This window comes from Actimicrobium sp. CCC2.4 (assembly GCF_034347385.1).
In the GTDB taxonomy this organism is placed as follows: Bacteria; Pseudomonadota; Gammaproteobacteria; order Burkholderiales; family Burkholderiaceae_D; genus Actimicrobium.
This window is the reverse complement of sequence record NZ_CP133777.1, coordinates 3375497-3392352: the sequence shown is the minus strand read 5'-3', so window position 1 is coordinate 3392352 and position 16856 is coordinate 3375497. Positions and strand designations below refer to the sequence as shown.

Annotated in this window: 12 protein-coding genes and 1 tRNA gene; 4 read left to right on the top strand and 9 right to left on the bottom strand. The window is 60.3% G+C overall.

The features are described 5' to 3' along the window. The first annotated feature begins 18 nt into the window (after positions 1-18). From RHM62_RS15565 to RHM62_RS15555, 3 genes are read left to right on the top strand one after another with little or no spacing between them, the layout of a single operon-like run. A complete protein-coding gene (locus tag RHM62_RS15565) occupies positions 19-786 on the top strand; it encodes an SURF1 family protein (RefSeq protein ID WP_322122968.1) in 768 nt (255 codons plus the stop codon). A 4-nt stretch (positions 787-790) separates the two neighbouring features. Beyond that, positions 791-2116, top strand: coding sequence for an ATP-binding protein (locus RHM62_RS15560; RefSeq protein WP_322122967.1), 1326 nt, complete (start codon positions 791-793; stop codon positions 2114-2116). Continuing rightward, positions 2109-2669, top strand: a complete 561-nt coding sequence (locus tag RHM62_RS15555) for a response regulator transcription factor (protein WP_416172268.1) — start codon at positions 2109-2111, stop codon at positions 2667-2669. Before RHM62_RS15560 ends, RHM62_RS15555 begins: the two co-directional genes overlap by 8 nt. A gap of 171 nt (positions 2670-2840) precedes the next feature. On the opposite strand, the gene RHM62_RS15550 is transcribed toward RHM62_RS15555, so the two are convergent. Together RHM62_RS15550 and RHM62_RS15545 are read right to left on the bottom strand one after the other, a co-directional pair. After that, complete coding sequence (locus tag RHM62_RS15550; protein WP_322122966.1) at positions 2841-3638, bottom strand: HNH endonuclease signature motif containing protein; 798 nt, start codon at positions 3636-3638, stop codon at positions 2841-2843. A 592-nt stretch (positions 3639-4230) separates the two neighbouring features. Next, a tRNA-Pro gene (locus RHM62_RS15545) sits at positions 4231-4307 on the bottom strand. A gap of 172 nt (positions 4308-4479) precedes the next feature. Between RHM62_RS15545 and RHM62_RS15540 the strand changes: the two genes are divergently transcribed. Beyond that, positions 4480-5598: a M14-type cytosolic carboxypeptidase gene (locus RHM62_RS15540; RefSeq protein WP_322122965.1), complete on the top strand. Its 1119-nt coding sequence runs from the start codon at positions 4480-4482 to the stop codon at positions 5596-5598. 27 nt (positions 5599-5625) lie between these two features. On the opposite strand, the gene RHM62_RS15535 is transcribed toward RHM62_RS15540, so the two are convergent. From RHM62_RS15535 to RHM62_RS15505, 7 genes are all read right to left on the bottom strand, one after another. After that, the gene (locus RHM62_RS15535; RefSeq protein WP_322122964.1) at positions 5626-6639 is read right to left on the bottom strand and encodes a J domain-containing protein; all 1014 of its coding nucleotides are present in this window, start codon (positions 6637-6639) and stop codon (positions 5626-5628) included. A gap of 205 nt (positions 6640-6844) precedes the next feature. Next, positions 6845-8452, bottom strand: coding sequence for a methyl-accepting chemotaxis protein (locus RHM62_RS15530; protein ID WP_322122963.1), 1608 nt, complete (start codon positions 8450-8452; stop codon positions 6845-6847). A gap of 111 nt (positions 8453-8563) precedes the next feature. Further along, positions 8564-10990 (bottom strand): DUF1631 family protein, encoded by a 2427-nt coding sequence (locus tag RHM62_RS15525; protein ID WP_322122962.1) that lies wholly within the window; start codon positions 10988-10990, stop codon positions 8564-8566. Between the two features lie 30 nt (positions 10991-11020). Next, on the bottom strand, positions 11021-12268 hold the full coding sequence (locus RHM62_RS15520; protein ID WP_322122961.1) for a DUF2863 family protein: 1248 nt from the start codon (positions 12266-12268) through the stop codon (positions 11021-11023). A gap of 224 nt (positions 12269-12492) precedes the next feature. Further along, complete coding sequence (gene acnA / locus RHM62_RS15515) at positions 12493-15204, bottom strand: aconitate hydratase AcnA (protein ID WP_322122960.1); 2712 nt, start codon at positions 15202-15204, stop codon at positions 12493-12495. Positions 15205-15290: 86 nt separating this feature from the next. Further along, on the bottom strand, positions 15291-15806 hold the full coding sequence (locus RHM62_RS15510; protein WP_322122959.1) for a hypothetical protein: 516 nt from the start codon (positions 15804-15806) through the stop codon (positions 15291-15293). Between the two features lie 16 nt (positions 15807-15822). Next, positions 15823-16800, bottom strand: a complete 978-nt coding sequence (locus RHM62_RS15505) for a CoA ester lyase (protein WP_322125424.1) — start codon at positions 16798-16800, stop codon at positions 15823-15825. Between the last annotated feature and the right edge of the window lie 56 nt (positions 16801-16856).

The window sequence follows — 16856 nt, the reverse complement described above, 5'->3', positions numbered from 1 at the left end:
GGTGGCATAGCGCTACTGGTGAGCGCCGCTCTGGTGTTCCTGATCCTATTGGGTCTTGGTGGCTGGCAGGTCGTTCGTCTGCAATGGAAGCTCGACCTGATCGCCCGCGTCGAGGCACGGGTAAAAGCACCGGTCGCCGACGCGCCTGGCGCGCAGAATTGGCCCGGCGTGAGCGTAGCTGCCGACGAGTATCGCCATGTTCGCGTGACCGGCCAATTCCTGTATGACCGCTCGGTGCGGGTGCAGGCGGTGACCGAACGCGGCAGCGGCTTCTGGCTGCTCACGCCATTGCGGCGTGTCGATGGCGAGGTCATCCTGATCAATCGCGGTTACGTGCCCGCGCGTACCGGTGACTGGTTGCCGGGCGCTGCCCGACCGGCATCCGGCGCAATCGATCTTGCCGGCGCCACGACGACTGTCAGCGGACTGCTGCGTATCAGTGAACCCGGAGGAGCTTTCTTGCGCCGCAATGATCCGGTTGCCAATCGCTGGTATTCGCGGGATGTTGCGGCCATCGCCGCAGCCGGCAATCTCGGCACAGTCGGGCCGGTTGCGCCGTATTTTGTGGATGCCGATGCAGCCAGTTCGGGGCGTCGTACCGACGATCCGTCGGGTGAACAACCGGTCGGTGGATTGACCGTGATCGCCTTCCATAACAGCCATCTGGTGTACGCGCTCACCTGGTTCGCTCTGGCCTTGCTACTGGGTGGCGCAGTGCTCTGGAATCTGCGTGAAGAACGGCGTTCGCGCCGGGCGGGCACGTTGTCAGGCAATGCCCTAGACTAAGCCCATGAACCTCCGCCGCCTGTCAGACCTGCCGTCATCGTCGTCGTCCCTGCTGCAAGGCGGGACCGTCGTCGAAGGTAATGCCGGTCACAACAACATGCTGTTGCTGATCCAGTTGCGCTGGATCGCCGTGGTCGGGCAGATCACGACGATTGCGGTCGTCATCTTCGGTTTTGGCATTGCCTTGCCGCTGTCGGATTTGCTGAAAGTGCTGGCTTGTCTTGTCCTGTTCAACATCGCCAGTCATTTGCGCTGGTGTGCCTCGCGGGTGGTGACCAATCGCGAACTATTCCTTGCCTTGCTGGTCGATGCCGCCGCACTGACCGGCTTGCTCTACCTGACCGGTGGCACCACCAACCCGTTTGCTTTTCTGTATCTGCTGCAGGTTATCCTTGGTGCGGTGCTGCTGGAAGTCTGGTCGACCTGGGTCTTCGTAGCGATCACCAGCACCTGCCTGGCCTGCCTGTCGCTGTATGCCAAGCCACTGATCCTGACCGCCGGCCCGTCCAACGGGCTGGGCAGTCTGTATATCGAAGGTTTGCTGTTGTGCTTCGCGCTCAATGCCAGCCTGCTGGTCTTCTTTGTCAGTCGCATCAACAGCAACCTGCGCAGCGGTGCGGCCCAGCTGGCCGATCTGCGCCAGCACGCTGCCGAAGAAGCACACATCGTACGGATGGGCATGCTGGCCTCCGGTGCGGCCCATGAACTCGGTACGCCGCTGGCAACGTTATCGGTGATCCTCGGCGATTGGCGGCGCATGCCGGAGTTCCGTAAAAACACCGCGCTACTCGATGAGCTCGGCGAAATGCAGGCGCAGCTCACCCGCTGCAAGACCATCGTCAGCGGTGTGCTGATGTCAGCCGGCGAAGCCCGCAGCGAGTCGTCGATCAAGACCACCATCTGCACTTTTCTTGATGAGGTGTTACTGGAATGGCGCGCCACCCGTCCGGCCGTGATCCTCGATTACACCAACCACATCGAGCAGGACATGCCGGTGGTGTTCGACTCCGCACTCAAGCAAATGATCTGCAACGTGCTCGACAATGCCTGCGACGCGTCACCGGTGTGGGTGCGCTTCGAAGCGATGCGCGAGGAGGGCGTGCTGCGGCTGGTCGTCACCGACGCCGGCGATGGTTTTCCGGCACCCATGCTGACGCACTTCGGCAAGCCCTACCAGTCCACCAAGGGGCGTCCCGGTGGCGGTCTCGGCTTGTTCTTTACGGTCAACGTAGTGCGCAAACTGGGCGGCGTGGTCCATGCCAGGAACCTGGCACAGGGCGGTGCGCTGGTTCAGGTCACTCTTCCTTTGGCGGCAATTAGCCTTGAATAATCTTATTGACGAAGCGCTGCCTGCCGCGCGCCAGTTGCTGATCATCGAAGACGATGCAGTCTTCGCAAAAACGCTGGCGCGCTCGTTCGAGCGGCGTGGCTATACGGTATGCGTAGCGCATACGCTCGACAGCGCGCGCTTGCTGATCGCGCAGCACGCATTCGGCTTTGCGGTAGTGGATCTGAAGCTCGACGGGATATCGTCGGGACTCGACTGCGTTCGCATGCTGCACCAGCACGACCCGGCCATGCTGGTGGTGGTACTGACCGGCTTTGCCAGCATCGTCACGGTGGTCGAAGCCATCAAGCTCGGTGCCTGCCAGTACCTGGCCAAGCCCTCCAACACCGACGACATCGAAGCCGCCTTCGGCAACATCGCCGGCAAGACCGACGTCAGCCTGACCAACCGGTCGACCTCGATCAAGACGCTGGAATGGGAACACATCCACGACGCCTTGCGCGAATCGAATTTCAATATTTCGGAAGCGGCGCGCCGGCTCGGGATGCATCGGCGTACGTTGGCGCGGAAGTTGGAGAAGCAGCGGGTTAAGTAGGGTTTTGCTGGCCGTTGTGCATCGACAAATCGGTCCGCTTTACGCCCAGCATTCGCGCAGATTCCTGCGACATGACTTTCCTTATCACTTCTCATATGAGTCGCACTGATGTGCATTCGAATGATCCGAAAACGTATCGAGATAGCTACCCCATGACGACTGTGGGGCAACCTACTCCGGCTGAATCTCTTTTACCCTCCCATACAGCTGTTCAATCAGTGCCACTGACTTGCTTCCGAAATGTAGTTCCCTGTGGCAGTTGGGACAGACTGCAATCGCATTCGATACCCGATCGCTTCCCCCATTTGCCAGTTGCCGGATATGGTGCACTTCTAAAAATGGGCTGCCATCCTGCCTGCTAAAAGGTGCTGGCTTTTCGCAGCACTCGCAGTTTCCTGCGCACCGCTGAATGACCCAGTTAACGACATCAAGGCTTCGCACATACTCGTTGCGAGTTCTGGCGGTAGTCGTTGGCTGCTCTGCCCCGGTTGGGGGATTCGAATTGTGCACGTCGCTACTACGATATTGCCGATCCCATTCGGCTAGATCTGCAGTTGTGTACTCGCGGTCGTCTACATCAGCGCCAGTCGGAAATGGCCACTCAAGTACACCATTTTTGTCGCGGTCGAAATCCTTTAACAGCGCGGTTTCGATAAATATCTGTGGTTCATTGTTGGGGGTGCGGCCTTTTGCTAATAGCAACTGCTTTTCGATCCTGCTAGTGATACGGCTACCAACATTTTTAGCCGGCCTTAGCCCTTTTACCCACGGTTTTTCCATCAAATGGAGTACGTGGGAAATGTTTTGCATTCTGTACTCGAACGCTTTTTCTGTTCTGCCGAACTGGGCTGCGAGGTCCCGATACATTTGCTTTTTGTTGTAGGAGGTCTGGTTTTTTTCATGCACCAGCATTTCGTTGTACACCGCTACCGATGCTGCGATTTCATCGTCACTCCAGTCGCCTGCCATATGTAAAATCCCAAAGTTTGTTGTATTTTGGATATTACGGTAGGTTGTCCAATCATGACTACTGGAATTATTTCTTTACGCTAATGCTAGGGAGGGGAACTAATTTCCGCTGAAGGATGAGGCGGGTTCGATCTCTGTGCCAAAAGTGCCGAGGACGGTACGTGATCCGTCAAAACTATAAACGCGACTACAAACGATTAAGCGCTGACAGCGTCGTACGGTGCAATAACCGCAGGGCATTGCACCGAATGGCCTGTGCTCCGTCATGACCTAGTCGGGGTCGGCCCGGCAGCTGGGCCGCTCCCGGCTTGGTAGTGGCGGAGTACAGGCAATTTCTCAACCGCAAGCAGTGCATTCGGTGCAATGCTCTTCGGTTATTGCACCCTACGACGTGACGATACGGAGGTTTGCGACCACAGCGAAAATGCAAGCCGGGTTGGCGATGCAGCCGGTTTGGCAATTGCACCGCGTGGGCACGATGAGGCTGTGCCCACCTACCTATATTCGCAATCGGCGTAGGAGCCAACGTAGAAACCAAACGCCCAAAAACAAAAAAGGCTACAAGCCTAAACTTGTAACCTCTTGATAAAACTGGTCGGGACGGAGTGATTCGAACACTCGACCCCGTGCACCCCATGCACGTACGCTACCAGGCTGCGCTACGCCCCGACGAGCTGCGAAGTATAGCAGAGCAAGTTGCGATGCCGCCATGCCGATGCGCGATTTTGTGTCGCCGGCCTGTCGCGCAAAATCCTTTATGATGACCATCACCCGACAGCCGGTACGGGCGTTTTCGAAAGCCGCCGCTGTCTCCGCCCCTTCCTTTCAAGAATCGATCCCCATGTCCATCAAGATCAGCCATCAGTTCGATGCCGGCGCCATCGAGATCATCGCCGCGACTAACCCCCAACAGATTGACCTAAACATTCGCAAGGATAGCCATGCCGACTTCGCGCAATGGTTTTATTTCCGCTTGCAGGGCGCGCGTGGCGAAGCCTGCCAGCTGCGCTTGTTGAATGCCGGTCAGAGTACTTTCCCGGGGGGATGGGAAAACTACCAGGCGGTTGCCAGCTATGACCGCGAGAGCTGGTTCCGCGTGCCGACCAGCTTCGATGGTCAGGTGCTGACAATCGCGCATACACCCGAACGCGACAGCGTCTACTACGCGTATTTCGAGCCGTATTCATGGGAGCGCCATTTGCAATTGCTGGGCGACGCCGAGGCTTCGCCGCTGGCGCGCATCATCGATCTGGGCACCACGCTTGATGGTCGTGACCTCAATGCCATCGTCATCGGCAACCCGGCTGCCAGTAAAAAAATCTGGGTCATCGCGCGCCAGCATCCCGGCGAGACGATGGCTGAATGGTTTGTCGAAGGTATGGTGGGGGCCTTGCTCGACCCGGACAATCCGGTCGCCGTGGCCTTGCTCGACAAGGCCGTGCTGTACATCGTGCCGAACATGAATCCGGATGGCTCGGTGCGGGGTAACTTGCGCACCAACGCCGCCGGTGCCAACCTCAATCGCGAATGGATGACGCCGTCGCCGGAGAGCAGTCCGGAAGTGCTGGCCGTCAGGGCGAAGATCCACGAAACCGGTTGCGATCTGTTCCTTGATGTCCATGGTGACGAAGCCTTGCCGTATGTCTTCGTGGCCGGTAGCGAAATGCTGGAAGAGTTCAGTGCGGAGCAGGCCAGTGCGCAGCAGCGGTTTATCGATTGCTTCGTGCAGGCCAGTCCTGACTTCCAGACCAAGTTCGGTTACGGCACCGGCAAGTACCGGGCTGACGTCCTGAAGCTGGCGTCGAAGTATGTCGCGCACAACTTCAAGTGCGTGTCGCTGACGCTGGAAATGCCGTTCAAGGACAATGCGATCCAGCCGGATCCGCGCATCGGCTGGGATGGCGACCGCAGTGCGCAACTCGGTGCCGCGATGTTGGTGCCGGTGCTTGATGCGATGTAAGTCGTAGCGGCCGATGGCAGCGCTCTTTTACCAGGACAGGTCGGCGTCGAATACCGGTTGTCGCGGCAGGCGCAAGGTCTTCAGGTAGGCCTTGAGCTGCCGGAGGTCGGCGAAGTCGATCAGGTCTTTCTCGATCCGGGCGATGCATTGCTGCATGGCGCTGATATCGAGTCTCAGGTGCTGCAGCAGGTTGTCCGGCCGCAGGCGGTGAAGTTGCCCGGGCGGCAAATCGCAGCGCATCATGAAGTCGACCTTCAGGCAGGTGATGTCGTCTTCCATCTTCAGCGACTGACCGGTGAGTACGGCATTGTAGTGAGCCAGTCGTTTGTCGGAAAGGGTGTCCAGCCTGTGCTGGCCGCGATGTCCGGCGTCAAGTTGCAGCTCCAGCAGCTGGAAGACATCCCGGTTCCGGTACGCCACATTAACCTGCTGCATCAGCCCGGTCTTGCGTACATATTCGGCCGGATCCTGTTCGCGGTCGGGGTGCAGTGCGCTGACCAGTTTGCGATACAGATCCCGGATCGACTGGCTGGCGTCCTGCGCCTCGGCATATCCGCCGTCGATTTGCGGCGGCGTGGGTCCATCCGACATGGTAGCGAGCAGTTCGGCCATCAGCGCCTGCATCTGCTGCGCGGCCGCGTCTGCCACCGCAATGTCGTCATTGACATCCGTCGTGCGGTATTTTTGATGGAGCAATTTCAGTGCGGTCTCGCTGTCTCCGGTGATGACGTCGTCGACCATGTCGAAGATCATGCGCCTGAGCTTGGATTTGGCGGGCTTGGTCATGCCTGGCGAATCATGCGCCCGGTCCAGCAACTGTGCCATTTGCATCCGGCACTGCGCGAAGCTGTCACGCAGCGGAACGAAAGTGCTGTCGTACTGCTGCCGGTACTGCGCAATGATGGCTTGCCAGGCATCTAACAGCCTGCGCTGGTCATTGATCTTGCGGATCAGGCGGGTGAATGTTTTTTGTGCGAGCGTCGGTTTGTCCGACCCGCGGGAGCGGGCGACATGCATGACGCCGGATTGCATGGATGGCATGGGTTTTCCTGCGATGGCTCGGTTCGGCACTGACACTGGCTGGCTAGTCGTCGCCAGTCACGCCAGATGGTGTGCTGTGTTACCAAGCCAATCTACCTGCGCTCAGGGCGCAGGGTTTGTTCTGGCGCAAATCGGTTTTGATTCCACGCTGCAAACCAGGAAATCGCGGGCGGTCCAGCCCGTTCCACAACAGACCCGCAACGGATCAGTGCGCCAGACTCAGCGGATGGTAAGTCTGTGGTGATGCCACCGGCGTGCCGTCGGCGATCGTAAAAGCGCGCACTTCGTCGAGCAGCATCACCGCCTGGTTGCGCATGCTTTCGGCGGCGGCGGCGGCCTGTTCGACCAGCGCCGCGTTCTGCTGGGTCATGTCATCCATCTGGGTGATGGCCTGATTGATTTGCTCGATGCCGGCGCGCTGCTCCTGGCTGGCGACGGTGATCTCCTGCATGATGCCGGCGACCTGACCAACACTGGTGACGACGTCATTCATTGTCTTGCCGGCTTCGTCGACCTGACGGTTGCCTTGCTCGACCTGGTTGACCGAGTCGCTGATCAGCGTCTTGATTTCTTTGGCGGCACTGGCACTGCGCTGTGCCAGGTTGCGCACTTCGGCCGCAACGACGGCAAAGCCGCGGCCCTGTTCGCCGGCGCGGGCAGCTTCGACGGCGGCATTGAGCGCGAGGATGTTGGTCTGGAACGCGATGCCGTCGATGACAGCGATGATGTCGACGATCTTGCGCGAACTGTCGTTGATGGCAGCCATCGTCGTGACCACCTGGCGCACCACGGCGCCGCCCCTGACTGCGACATCGCTGGCGGACACCGCAAGCCGGGTTGCCTGCTGCGCGTGATCGGCATTTTGCCGCACGGTACTGGTCAGCTCTTCCATCGAGCTGGCGGTTTCTTCGAGTGAGCTGGCTTGCGATTCGGTGCGGGTGGACAGATCGGCGTTGCCGGAGGCGATTTGCTGCGCGGAGACGCTGATGTTGTCGGTCGCAACACGCACGCCGGTCACCAGTGTCGACAGGTTCGTCACCATCGCTTGCAAGGCATCGATCAACTGGCCGCTTTCGTCGCGGCGATCACTGTGGATGGTGGCTGTCAGGTTGCCACTGGCGACTTCCCGTGCGAAGCGCACGGCATTGGCCAGCGGTCCGGTGATCGAGCGGCTCAGCAGCCACGACACCAGCACGCCCTGGATCAGCATCACGACCGCGAGTATCAGCATCAGGTTGCGGCCGGCCTCGTAATTGGTTTCGATATCGACGGTGGCCTGGTCGATCTGGCGGCGCTCTTCGCCTTGTAATTCATCGATCTTGATCAGATAATTTTTGGCGGCCGGCGTGAATGTCTGGTCCAGCAGTTGGTTGGCCTCGTCGAGCTTGCCTTCTTTTTTTAAGGCGACGATCTGATCCCGGCTGGACAGGTAGACCTTACGCAGTTCACCGACTTCGGCGAACACGGCTTTTTCGCGGTCGGTACGCATGCGCTTACCGATGGCCGACTGCAATTGGCTGGAATTTGTTGTCGAGCTGGCCTGGTCTTCGGCGAAGAAGGCAGCCAGCGACGGGTCGCTGCTGCGGGCGATGGCCGAGGTGCGGCGCACGCCGGCGCTGATATTACGATTCCAGTCACTCACCAGGCGCTCGGTGGCGAGTGGGTCTTTCAGCAGTTCGCGGGTGGCACTGGCCACAGCATTGAGGCGGCTAATACCAATAGCGGTGGTCGCCATCGATAGCATCAGCAAGACAGCAAAGCCAAGACCGAGGCGTTTGCCGATGGTCAGGTCGCGGATGAATTGAGGAATCATGTTTTTTTCCGGATAGAAGGACGGTCGTTATTCTATAGCGACGGGTCGTCGGAAAGGGAGTGATGCTTTGGAGGAAATGAAAATAAGAAGCGAGGAAGGCTTTGCCCGTTCTCAGGCCGGTATTTTTTCCATCTGCTGCGCCGACAGCATCAGCGCATGCACGGCCCGTTCGAACAGCGGTGCGGTTTCGCTGAAGCCGACCCGACCCAGGCCAAGCAGGCGCAGGAACATCCGCACGCTCATCATCGATGGCGCAGGGTGGCCATCCATTTGCAGCACCAGCGTCGTGCTGGCCGGGTCGATCCAGTGCAGCCGGCCGGTGCCGGGAATCGTGCCCAGTGTGATGTCGATGGCGACGCCGCTGCGCAGCCGTGCGAGTACCTCGTCGGTCTCGGGTTGCGTGCGCTCCGGTGTTGCTGTGCCCGCTTCGTGGTCGAACTGCGGATCGAGCAACTCCAGTGCGACGTCGGTTTCCTGCAGCGCTTCGGCAAGAAAGCCTTCGTGATGCGGGTCGCTGCCGGCCTTGGCTGCGGCTTCGGCGGATTCCTGCGGGGTGCCGGTCGCAGCTTCCGGACCGGCCGTGAAAAGCGCGAAGCGCAGCTGCATCACTTCCAGTGGCAGGTCGGCCGCATCGGTGTCGGACCCGCGCAGGGCCAGGCTATGGACATCGACCAGCCAGTTCAGCACCGCCAGCCGGTCGATGCCGCTCAGGTTTTCTTGCAGCATGCCTTCGCGCAGCGTGCCGACCAGCGCGGGCAACATGGCGATCAGCTTGCTGCGTTGTGCCGCCGTGTTTTTTGGCACGATACTCCACAGCAGGTCCGGCACCAGCCGGCGGAAGCGGGTGGTGCCGTGCTGACGTTCGGCACGTTCAATGACCCGCACCCAGGTCGTGCTCAGGAAGTCGCGCAGGAATGGATCAATGTCGAGGCCGGACAGTATCTCGGCGAGACTGGCACCGAGGTGGGCAAAGCGCAGCGTGCGGCTGCGGGCTTTTTCGAGGGCCTCGATGGCGTGATCGACCGGGCTGTCATTGCCGCATAGTTCCTGCGCAATGAAGGCATCGAACTGGTCCAGCATGACGGTGAACAGGTCGGCATTGTCGCTGCGGTCGGCCAGCAGGGTTTCGACGATGCGGCAGATTTCGGCGCTGACGCGCGCGCCACCGGGATCGATCTGCTTGAGGCCGATCGAGATCGATCCGATCCGGTTTACCAGCAGCCGCGCCGGATGACTCTTGTGGGTCAGCAGCGTGCTTTCGCGCAAGGCGACCTTGAGCACCAGGAATTGCAAGCGGCCCAGCTGGGCCCGCACTTCGGCCGGGATTTGCGGATCGCGCAGGATGAATTCGAACAGCATTGCGACGACATCGATGGTCATCTGTTCGTGGCCGTCGGCGGCGGCAGCGCTGAGTGCTTCGCGTTGCTCGAAAATCAGGTTGCGTACATCGCCGCCCGCCAGCGCCATCTGTCCGGCATCCGGTACGGCATCGCTCATCAGCCCGTCGAGCGACTCGCGCAGCGGGGCACTGACGGGCCGGTTGGCCGGTGCCATGACCGGCTCGCCGGACGGCACTGCGGCACCGTCGAGCGTCATCGGGGCAGCTGCGCCGGAGAACAGTTTTTGCAGCGAGGCGACCAGTCCTTGTGACTCCGGCCAGCTGTTGCCGGCCGGGTCGTGGGGGTCTTGCTTGTGTACGCTTTCATTACTGCCAGCGCTTGCCGTGAACGGACGCGTGATTTGGCGCACGAGGTCGACCAGTTGCTCGACCCGGCTGCGCGGGCTGTCGCTGGACAGTGCACGCGCACCGGTATCGACCCGCACCGGATCGATTGCCCTGGCGGCCGGTTCGCCGGTGTCCCGCGCGGCACCTGCTTCGGCGGTCTCGCTGGTCTTTTGTATTTTGAGCTGAAGCTGGGCCGCGATGCCATGGTTGGCGAGGTGGACGTTGAGGGTATCGTAGATCGTCGTGACCTCACTGCGCATGTCTTCGGCCAGGCGGTCGAATAGCGTGCTGTTGATGTCGACCAGCTGTCCAAGACTGTCGATGGCCGTCGCCATGGCGCGCGACAGCAGAAACGGCCGGAACGGGTTTTCGCGTTCATTGATGCGATCCTGTTCGAACAGGATCGCGATGCGGATATTGAGGTCGCGCAACTGATCATCAGCGGCATGCCGGAAGCGGGCGGTGACGTCATTGATGCGCAGCAGGTCTTCATGAACACTGGTGTCAAGCAACGTCAGTCCGCCGCTGCCATAGCTGTCGGTGAACGACGGACGAAACGTGCTGTAGGTGGTCTGGAAACTGCGATTGAGCAGCTGGTCCATGCTGTGGCGCATGTGGCGATCCAGGTCAGCCTCGCGTTCGCGGATCAGACCGTAGGCCCCCAGCAGACGGCGCTGGTCTGCCGCCGAAAACGTGGCTTCGGCACTGCGCAACAAGGTGGCCGCTGAGCGCGGCAACGTCCTGTCGATGGCCAGCGTGAAAGCGCGCAGGAATTCTTCCCGGGTAGTCGTTAGCAGTGCATCACGATCCATGGATTCCCCGGTTAGCCTTACTCGATGAAGTTAGTGGAAATGCGTTGTGCCTTGCGGTACATCCTCGGGCATCTCGGCATGCACCAGTTCGGCATCCGGATCCGGGAATAACGGCGCACCGCAGTCATCGCAAAATTCCAGCGGGAAGCGATCCGGATGCCGGGTGATGCGGGTAATACCGGCATCACGCAACAGCGCCGTGATTTCTTCGAGCGGCGTCGGATGCGGCACTTCGCCGGCGGCCAGTCGCTGCAGGGGCAGGGCGGCCGGATCGCCGGCATCTTCTTCGTCTTCTTCGCCATACAGCGGCCAGACCACGCCATAGACGACATCGCCGTCCTTGCCGGTACTGAAACCGATCCGGTATTCGTCGGCATGGCCATCGATGGTGTCTTCGCCGAAGCTGCCGATGCTGGCTTGCAGGTCGCGTGCTTCGATGGCCAGCGTGTGATGCAGAAAATGCACGGCAGCGCTGATTGAGGCCGGACGGATCTGGCGGTCGCCTTCGCGGCAGGCGACGTAATACGCTTCGGGCAACAACAGTTCGATGCCGCAGCCGGGCAGCAGCCGGGTAATGTTCGGCAATGCCTGGGCTTGCCACTGTGCCAGCGCGAGATCGCGGTCGGCCAGATCGAACGAGGCTTGCCAGCGCATTAGTGGTGCACCGGCCGGCACCACGACGGCGACCAGCAGGTAGCGCGTGTCGGCCAGGAAGGGCGCGGTGTCCGGTACGCCGGTAGGGGTACGTAAGGCAGTGTGCTTGAGCGCGGCCTGGGCCAGACGCTGGGTCACGGTCCAGGTTTCGACATGCGAGCGTGGCAACTGGTCGATCGCAAACAGGGTGGGTGCCATGGCGATCTTCGCGTCAGGTGCCAGTACATGGGCCTGCAGATGGGCGCTCAGTGTCAGGACCAGATCAGCCGGAATCGGGCCGGAAGCAATCGAAAAACGGGTCCATGCCAGCACTGGCACCGCCAGCAGTAACGCGTCATAGAGCTGGTCATCGTGTTCGAGGACAGCCGATTCGCTATTGGCTTCGGCCGCTTCCATCAGCACGTCGTAGGCGATTGCATCGGACTGGAACAGCAGGTCGAGTGCGCCATCAATGGTGTCCTGATGATCAGCTTTCAGGAGCTTTTGCAGCAAGGCATCGATCTGGCTTTCCCAGCCGCGCTCTTCGATGCGGCTCGATGACAGCACGACTGCAGAGGCAAAGGTGGCCAGACGCTGACCGTCGGCGGAAAGTTTGTGGGAACCGGGTTTGTTTTGACGACGCATGGGGGCAGATGTGGTGAATGAAACGGAATCCTGCATTGTAGAGGATTCGGGTGGCTCATAGGGAGGGGTTGGGGATGTTGCTTTGGTGCTGAGGGTGATGTGCTGGCGGCCGTTCGCGCTGAACTTGTCGACAAGCTCAGCGCGAACGTTTTTTACAGCGCGCGCCGGACGAAAAAAAACGCCGGGCGAACCCGGCGTTTTGCAGCGCATGAACCTGAAACGAATTACGCAGCCAGCAGTTGGCGCAAGACGAATGGCAGGATCCCGCCGTGCTTGTAGTAATCGACTTCGATCGGGGTGTCGATACGCAGCAGCACTTTGACGTTTTGCGAAGTGCCATCGGCGCGATGGATTACCAGCGTGGCTTCCTGTTGCGGTTTGATGTCACTTTCGATCCCGGTCAGATCGAAGGTTTCATTGCCGGTGATGCCCAGCGTAACCGTGCTATCGGTGCCCAGGAATTGCAGCGGCAAGACGCCCATGCCGACCAGGTTCGAGCGATGGATACGCTCGAACGAACGCGCGAACACGGCTTTCACGCCGAGCAGTTGCGTACCCTTGGCAGCCCAGTCCCGCGACGAGCCGGTGCCGTACTCTTCACCGGCGAAGACCATCGTCGGCGTGCCTGCCTCGACATACGCCATGGCGGCGTCGTAGATCGACATTTCGGTGCCGTTCGGCTGGAAGCGGGTGATGCCGCCTTCAACCAGCGAACCATCGGCTTTGGCAGGGATCATCAGATTCTTGATCCGCACGTTGGCGAAGGTGCCGCGCATCATGATTTCATGATTGCCGCGACGCGAGCCGTACGAGTTGAAGTCCGCCAGCAAGACGCCGTTGGCCTTGAGCCATTTGCCGGCCGGGCTAGATTCCTTGATCGCGCCAGCTGGCGAGATATGGTCGGTGGTGATCGAATCGCCGAACACGCCCAGTGCGCGCGCGCCGGTGATGCCGGTGGCAGCCGCTTTCGGCTCCATCGTGAAGTCTGCAAAGAACGGCGGCTCGGCGATGTAGGTCGAGGTTGGCCAGTTGTAGACTTCACCCTTGGCGGCATCCTTGATGTCTTCCCACAGCTTGCCCGGCGCGCCCTTGACGGCAGCGTAGTTCTCCTTGAAGGTCTTCGCGTTCATCGCGTGCTTCATCAGCTTGGCGATCTCTTTCGAGGTCGGCCAGATGTCGCCCAGGAAGATGTCCTTGCCGTTGACGGTGCCGACCGGCTCGGTCATCAGGTCGCGCGTCATGTTGCCGGCGATGGCGTAGGCGACGACCAGCGGTGGCGAGGCCAGGAAGTTCGAGCGGATGTTCGGATGGATCCGGGCTTCGAAGTTGCGGTTGCCCGACAGGATCGCGGAGGCGACAACGTCATGCTTGACGATGGCTTCGTTCATCGCTGGCGTGAGGTCGCCGGCGTTGCCGATACAGGTGGTGCAGCCGTAGGCGGTGACGCCGAAGCCGAGCTTTTCGAGGTAGGGCAACAGGCCGGCTGCTTCGAGGTACTTGGTGACGACGCGCGAGCCTGGTGCCAGCGAGGTCTTGATGTGTGGTGACACGACCAGACCGGCTTCGACCGCTTTCTTGGCCAGCAGGCCGGCGGCGATCATCACGCTCGGGTTCGAGGTGTTGGTGCACGAAGTGATGGCGGCGATCAGCACGTCTCCGTTCATCAGGTTCACGCCATCGGTGTTGGTGTAGACGGCGTCGAGGTCAGCGGCTTTCTTGTTGAAGCCGTTGTCGGAGACCGACTTCGAGAACAGGTCGGCGAAGGTCGACTTGACGGCACCGATTTCGATACGGTCTTGCGGGCGCTTCGGGCCGGCCAGCGATGGCGCGACCTTGCCCAGGTCGAGGCTGACGACGTTGGTGTAATCGATGTCGCCGGCTTTCGGAATGCCGAACAGGCCTTGCGCGCGGAAGTAGGCTTCGAACGAAGCGATCTCTGCCTTGCTGCGGCCGGTACCCTTGAAGTACTCGATGGTCTGCTCGTCGACCGGGAAGAAGCCCATCGTGGCGCCGTATTCAGGGGCCATGTTGGCGATGGTGGCGCGGTCGGTCAGCGACAGGGTTTCGGTGCCTTCGCCGAAGAACTCGACGAACTTGCCGACGACTTTTTCTTTGCGCAGCATTTCGGTAATCGTCAGCACCAGATCGGTCGCGGTGACGCCTTCGCGCAGCATGCCGGTCAGGTTCACACCAACCACGTCAGGTGTCAGGAAATAGACCGGCTGGCCCAGCATGCCGGCTTCGGCTTCAATGCCGCCAACGCCCCAGCCGACCACGCCGATGCCGTTGATCATCGTGGTGTGCGAGTCGGTACCGACCAGCGTGTCCGGGTAATAGACTTTGTCTTCGGTCTTGTGGACGCCGCGCGCCAGATATTCCAGGTTGACCTGGTGGACGATGCCGAAGCCCGGTGGCACGACGCCGAACGTGTCGAATGCCTGCATGCCCCATTTCATGAACTGATAGCGCTCTTTGTTACGGGAGAACTCCAGCTTCATATTCAGGTCGAGCGCATTTTTTTCGCGGAAATGGTCGATCTGGATCGAGTGATCAACAACCAGGTCGACCGGCACCAATGGCTCAATGTTCTTGGCCTTGATGCCCATCTTGGCAGCGACGTTGCGCATTGCGGCCAGGTCGGCCAGCAGTGGCACACCCGTGAAATCCTGCAGTACGACGCGCGAGACGACGAACGGGATTTCATTGATCCGGGCTGCATTGGCACCCCAGTTGGCCAGTTCGTGGATGTGCGCTTCGGTGACTTTTTTGCCATCGCAATTACGCAGGACGGATTCGAGCACGATACGGATCGAGACCGGCAGGCGTGAAATATCGACGCCGAGTTTTTTTTGTAGTGCTGGCAGCGAGTAGAACTTGCCCTTTTTGGAATCAGGCAGCTTGAATTCCTTGAGCGTATTGAGCGTGTTGCGGGCCATGACCTCTCCTATGATTGCTGGGTGACAAGTGAAATACGGGTTCCGGGCGGAGTCTTTTGCTCCGCGCCGGCAGGGTGTTCGGGTGCTTAGCTATTGGCGTTGCCAGCGGCCGTTGCCAGCGCCATCTGGGTCGGATCCTTGCATTCGTTGGCCAGTTGCTGACCCTTGCGCGAGTCGAGCAGCAGGCCTTTTGCAGGAATGCCGATCCAGACCAGGCCGGAGCGCTTGTTTTCGAAACGATGCGCGCCGGTGGTGGTGGCCACGCGCTTCATGCGGGTCAGTACCTTGTGCCAGCGCAGCGCGATGTAGTTGTCGTCGCCGTCGTTGCGGAAGATGGTCAGCGTGTTACCGAGTTCGCATTTGTATTCGGTGGCGGGCGCAATCGAGGCATCAATCGGTGCGCCGGTATCGTCGTCATCGGGTGCGGCCAGTTCGTACGCAGCCGGGGCAGCGGGGGCGGCTTTTTTGGTGTGGGTTTTTTTCTTGACGTCTTTCTTGACGGCAGGAGCACCGGTTTCGGTGGCAGCGAGGACCCCCGGGGCAGTCAGTGCAAGGCCGGACACAAGCAGGCCGGTCAGCAGGGCGGAAAACAGTTTGGTCATGGATACATCTCCGGAATCAGGTGGGTAACAAATGGATGACGCTGTCGGGGAGCGGCAAGCCGCTGGACCGCGCACGTTGCAGGATAGTCCAGTAATAGCGATAACTGGCGCGATCATGCAAGCGACCATTATGTTTGATCGGCCCCCACGAGGCGGCCTGGGCATCAGTGAGAATTTGTGCGGCTTCTGCCACTTCGGAACTGCGTGGCATGAAGGACTTGACGATCGGCTTGATCTGGTCCGGATGGATACTCCACATCCGGGTGTAGCCGCAATCACTTCCGGCGCGGCTGGCATCATTGGCTGCGATACCGCTGTCTTTGATGTCGGTCGTGACGTTGTGCGATGGAACCTTGCCGTGGGCATGGCAGGCGGCCGAAATAGCAAGCTTGGCGCGCATGACCAGCGGATGGGTGAACTGGCCGGGCGTGCGCATCGCGCTGGCCGGAATCGCGCCGTAATGGGCCGAGACAAAATCCATGATGCCGAAGGACAGGCACTCGACTTGTTCCAGCGCGGCGATGGCAAACACGTCAGCCAACGCGCCGTGCGTCTCGATCAGCACATGGATCGGCAATGCTTCGCGGCCGGCGTGGCGCGCATGATGGTTGATGAGGTCGATGGCGGCGATGACTTCGGCCACGCTCTCGACTTTCGGGATGACCAGATAAGCCAGCTGTCGGGCCGCGCCCTGACAAATAATGGCGACGTCCTGAGCAAAGAATTCACTGTGTACGTCGTGCACGCGGGCACCGATACGACCGAACTGATTGGCATCGCTGGCGATCAGCGCAGCGACCCGTTCGGCGTGGGCCTGTTCGTCGCCGGCGGCGGCACCGTCTTCGCAATCGAAGGTGATGTCAAAAACCGGGCCAAGCTCTTGTTGCAGGGCAATCGACTTGCGCATCAGCTTATCGGAGCCGGCGTAATGATCACAGACCGGTAGTGATACCGGTGGACGTTTGCCCTGGAATAAGACCTCGGATGGATGCATAAGCATAAGTAAAAAAGACTGCTGTAAAAATCCGGAAGACCACCGCTGCTGCAACG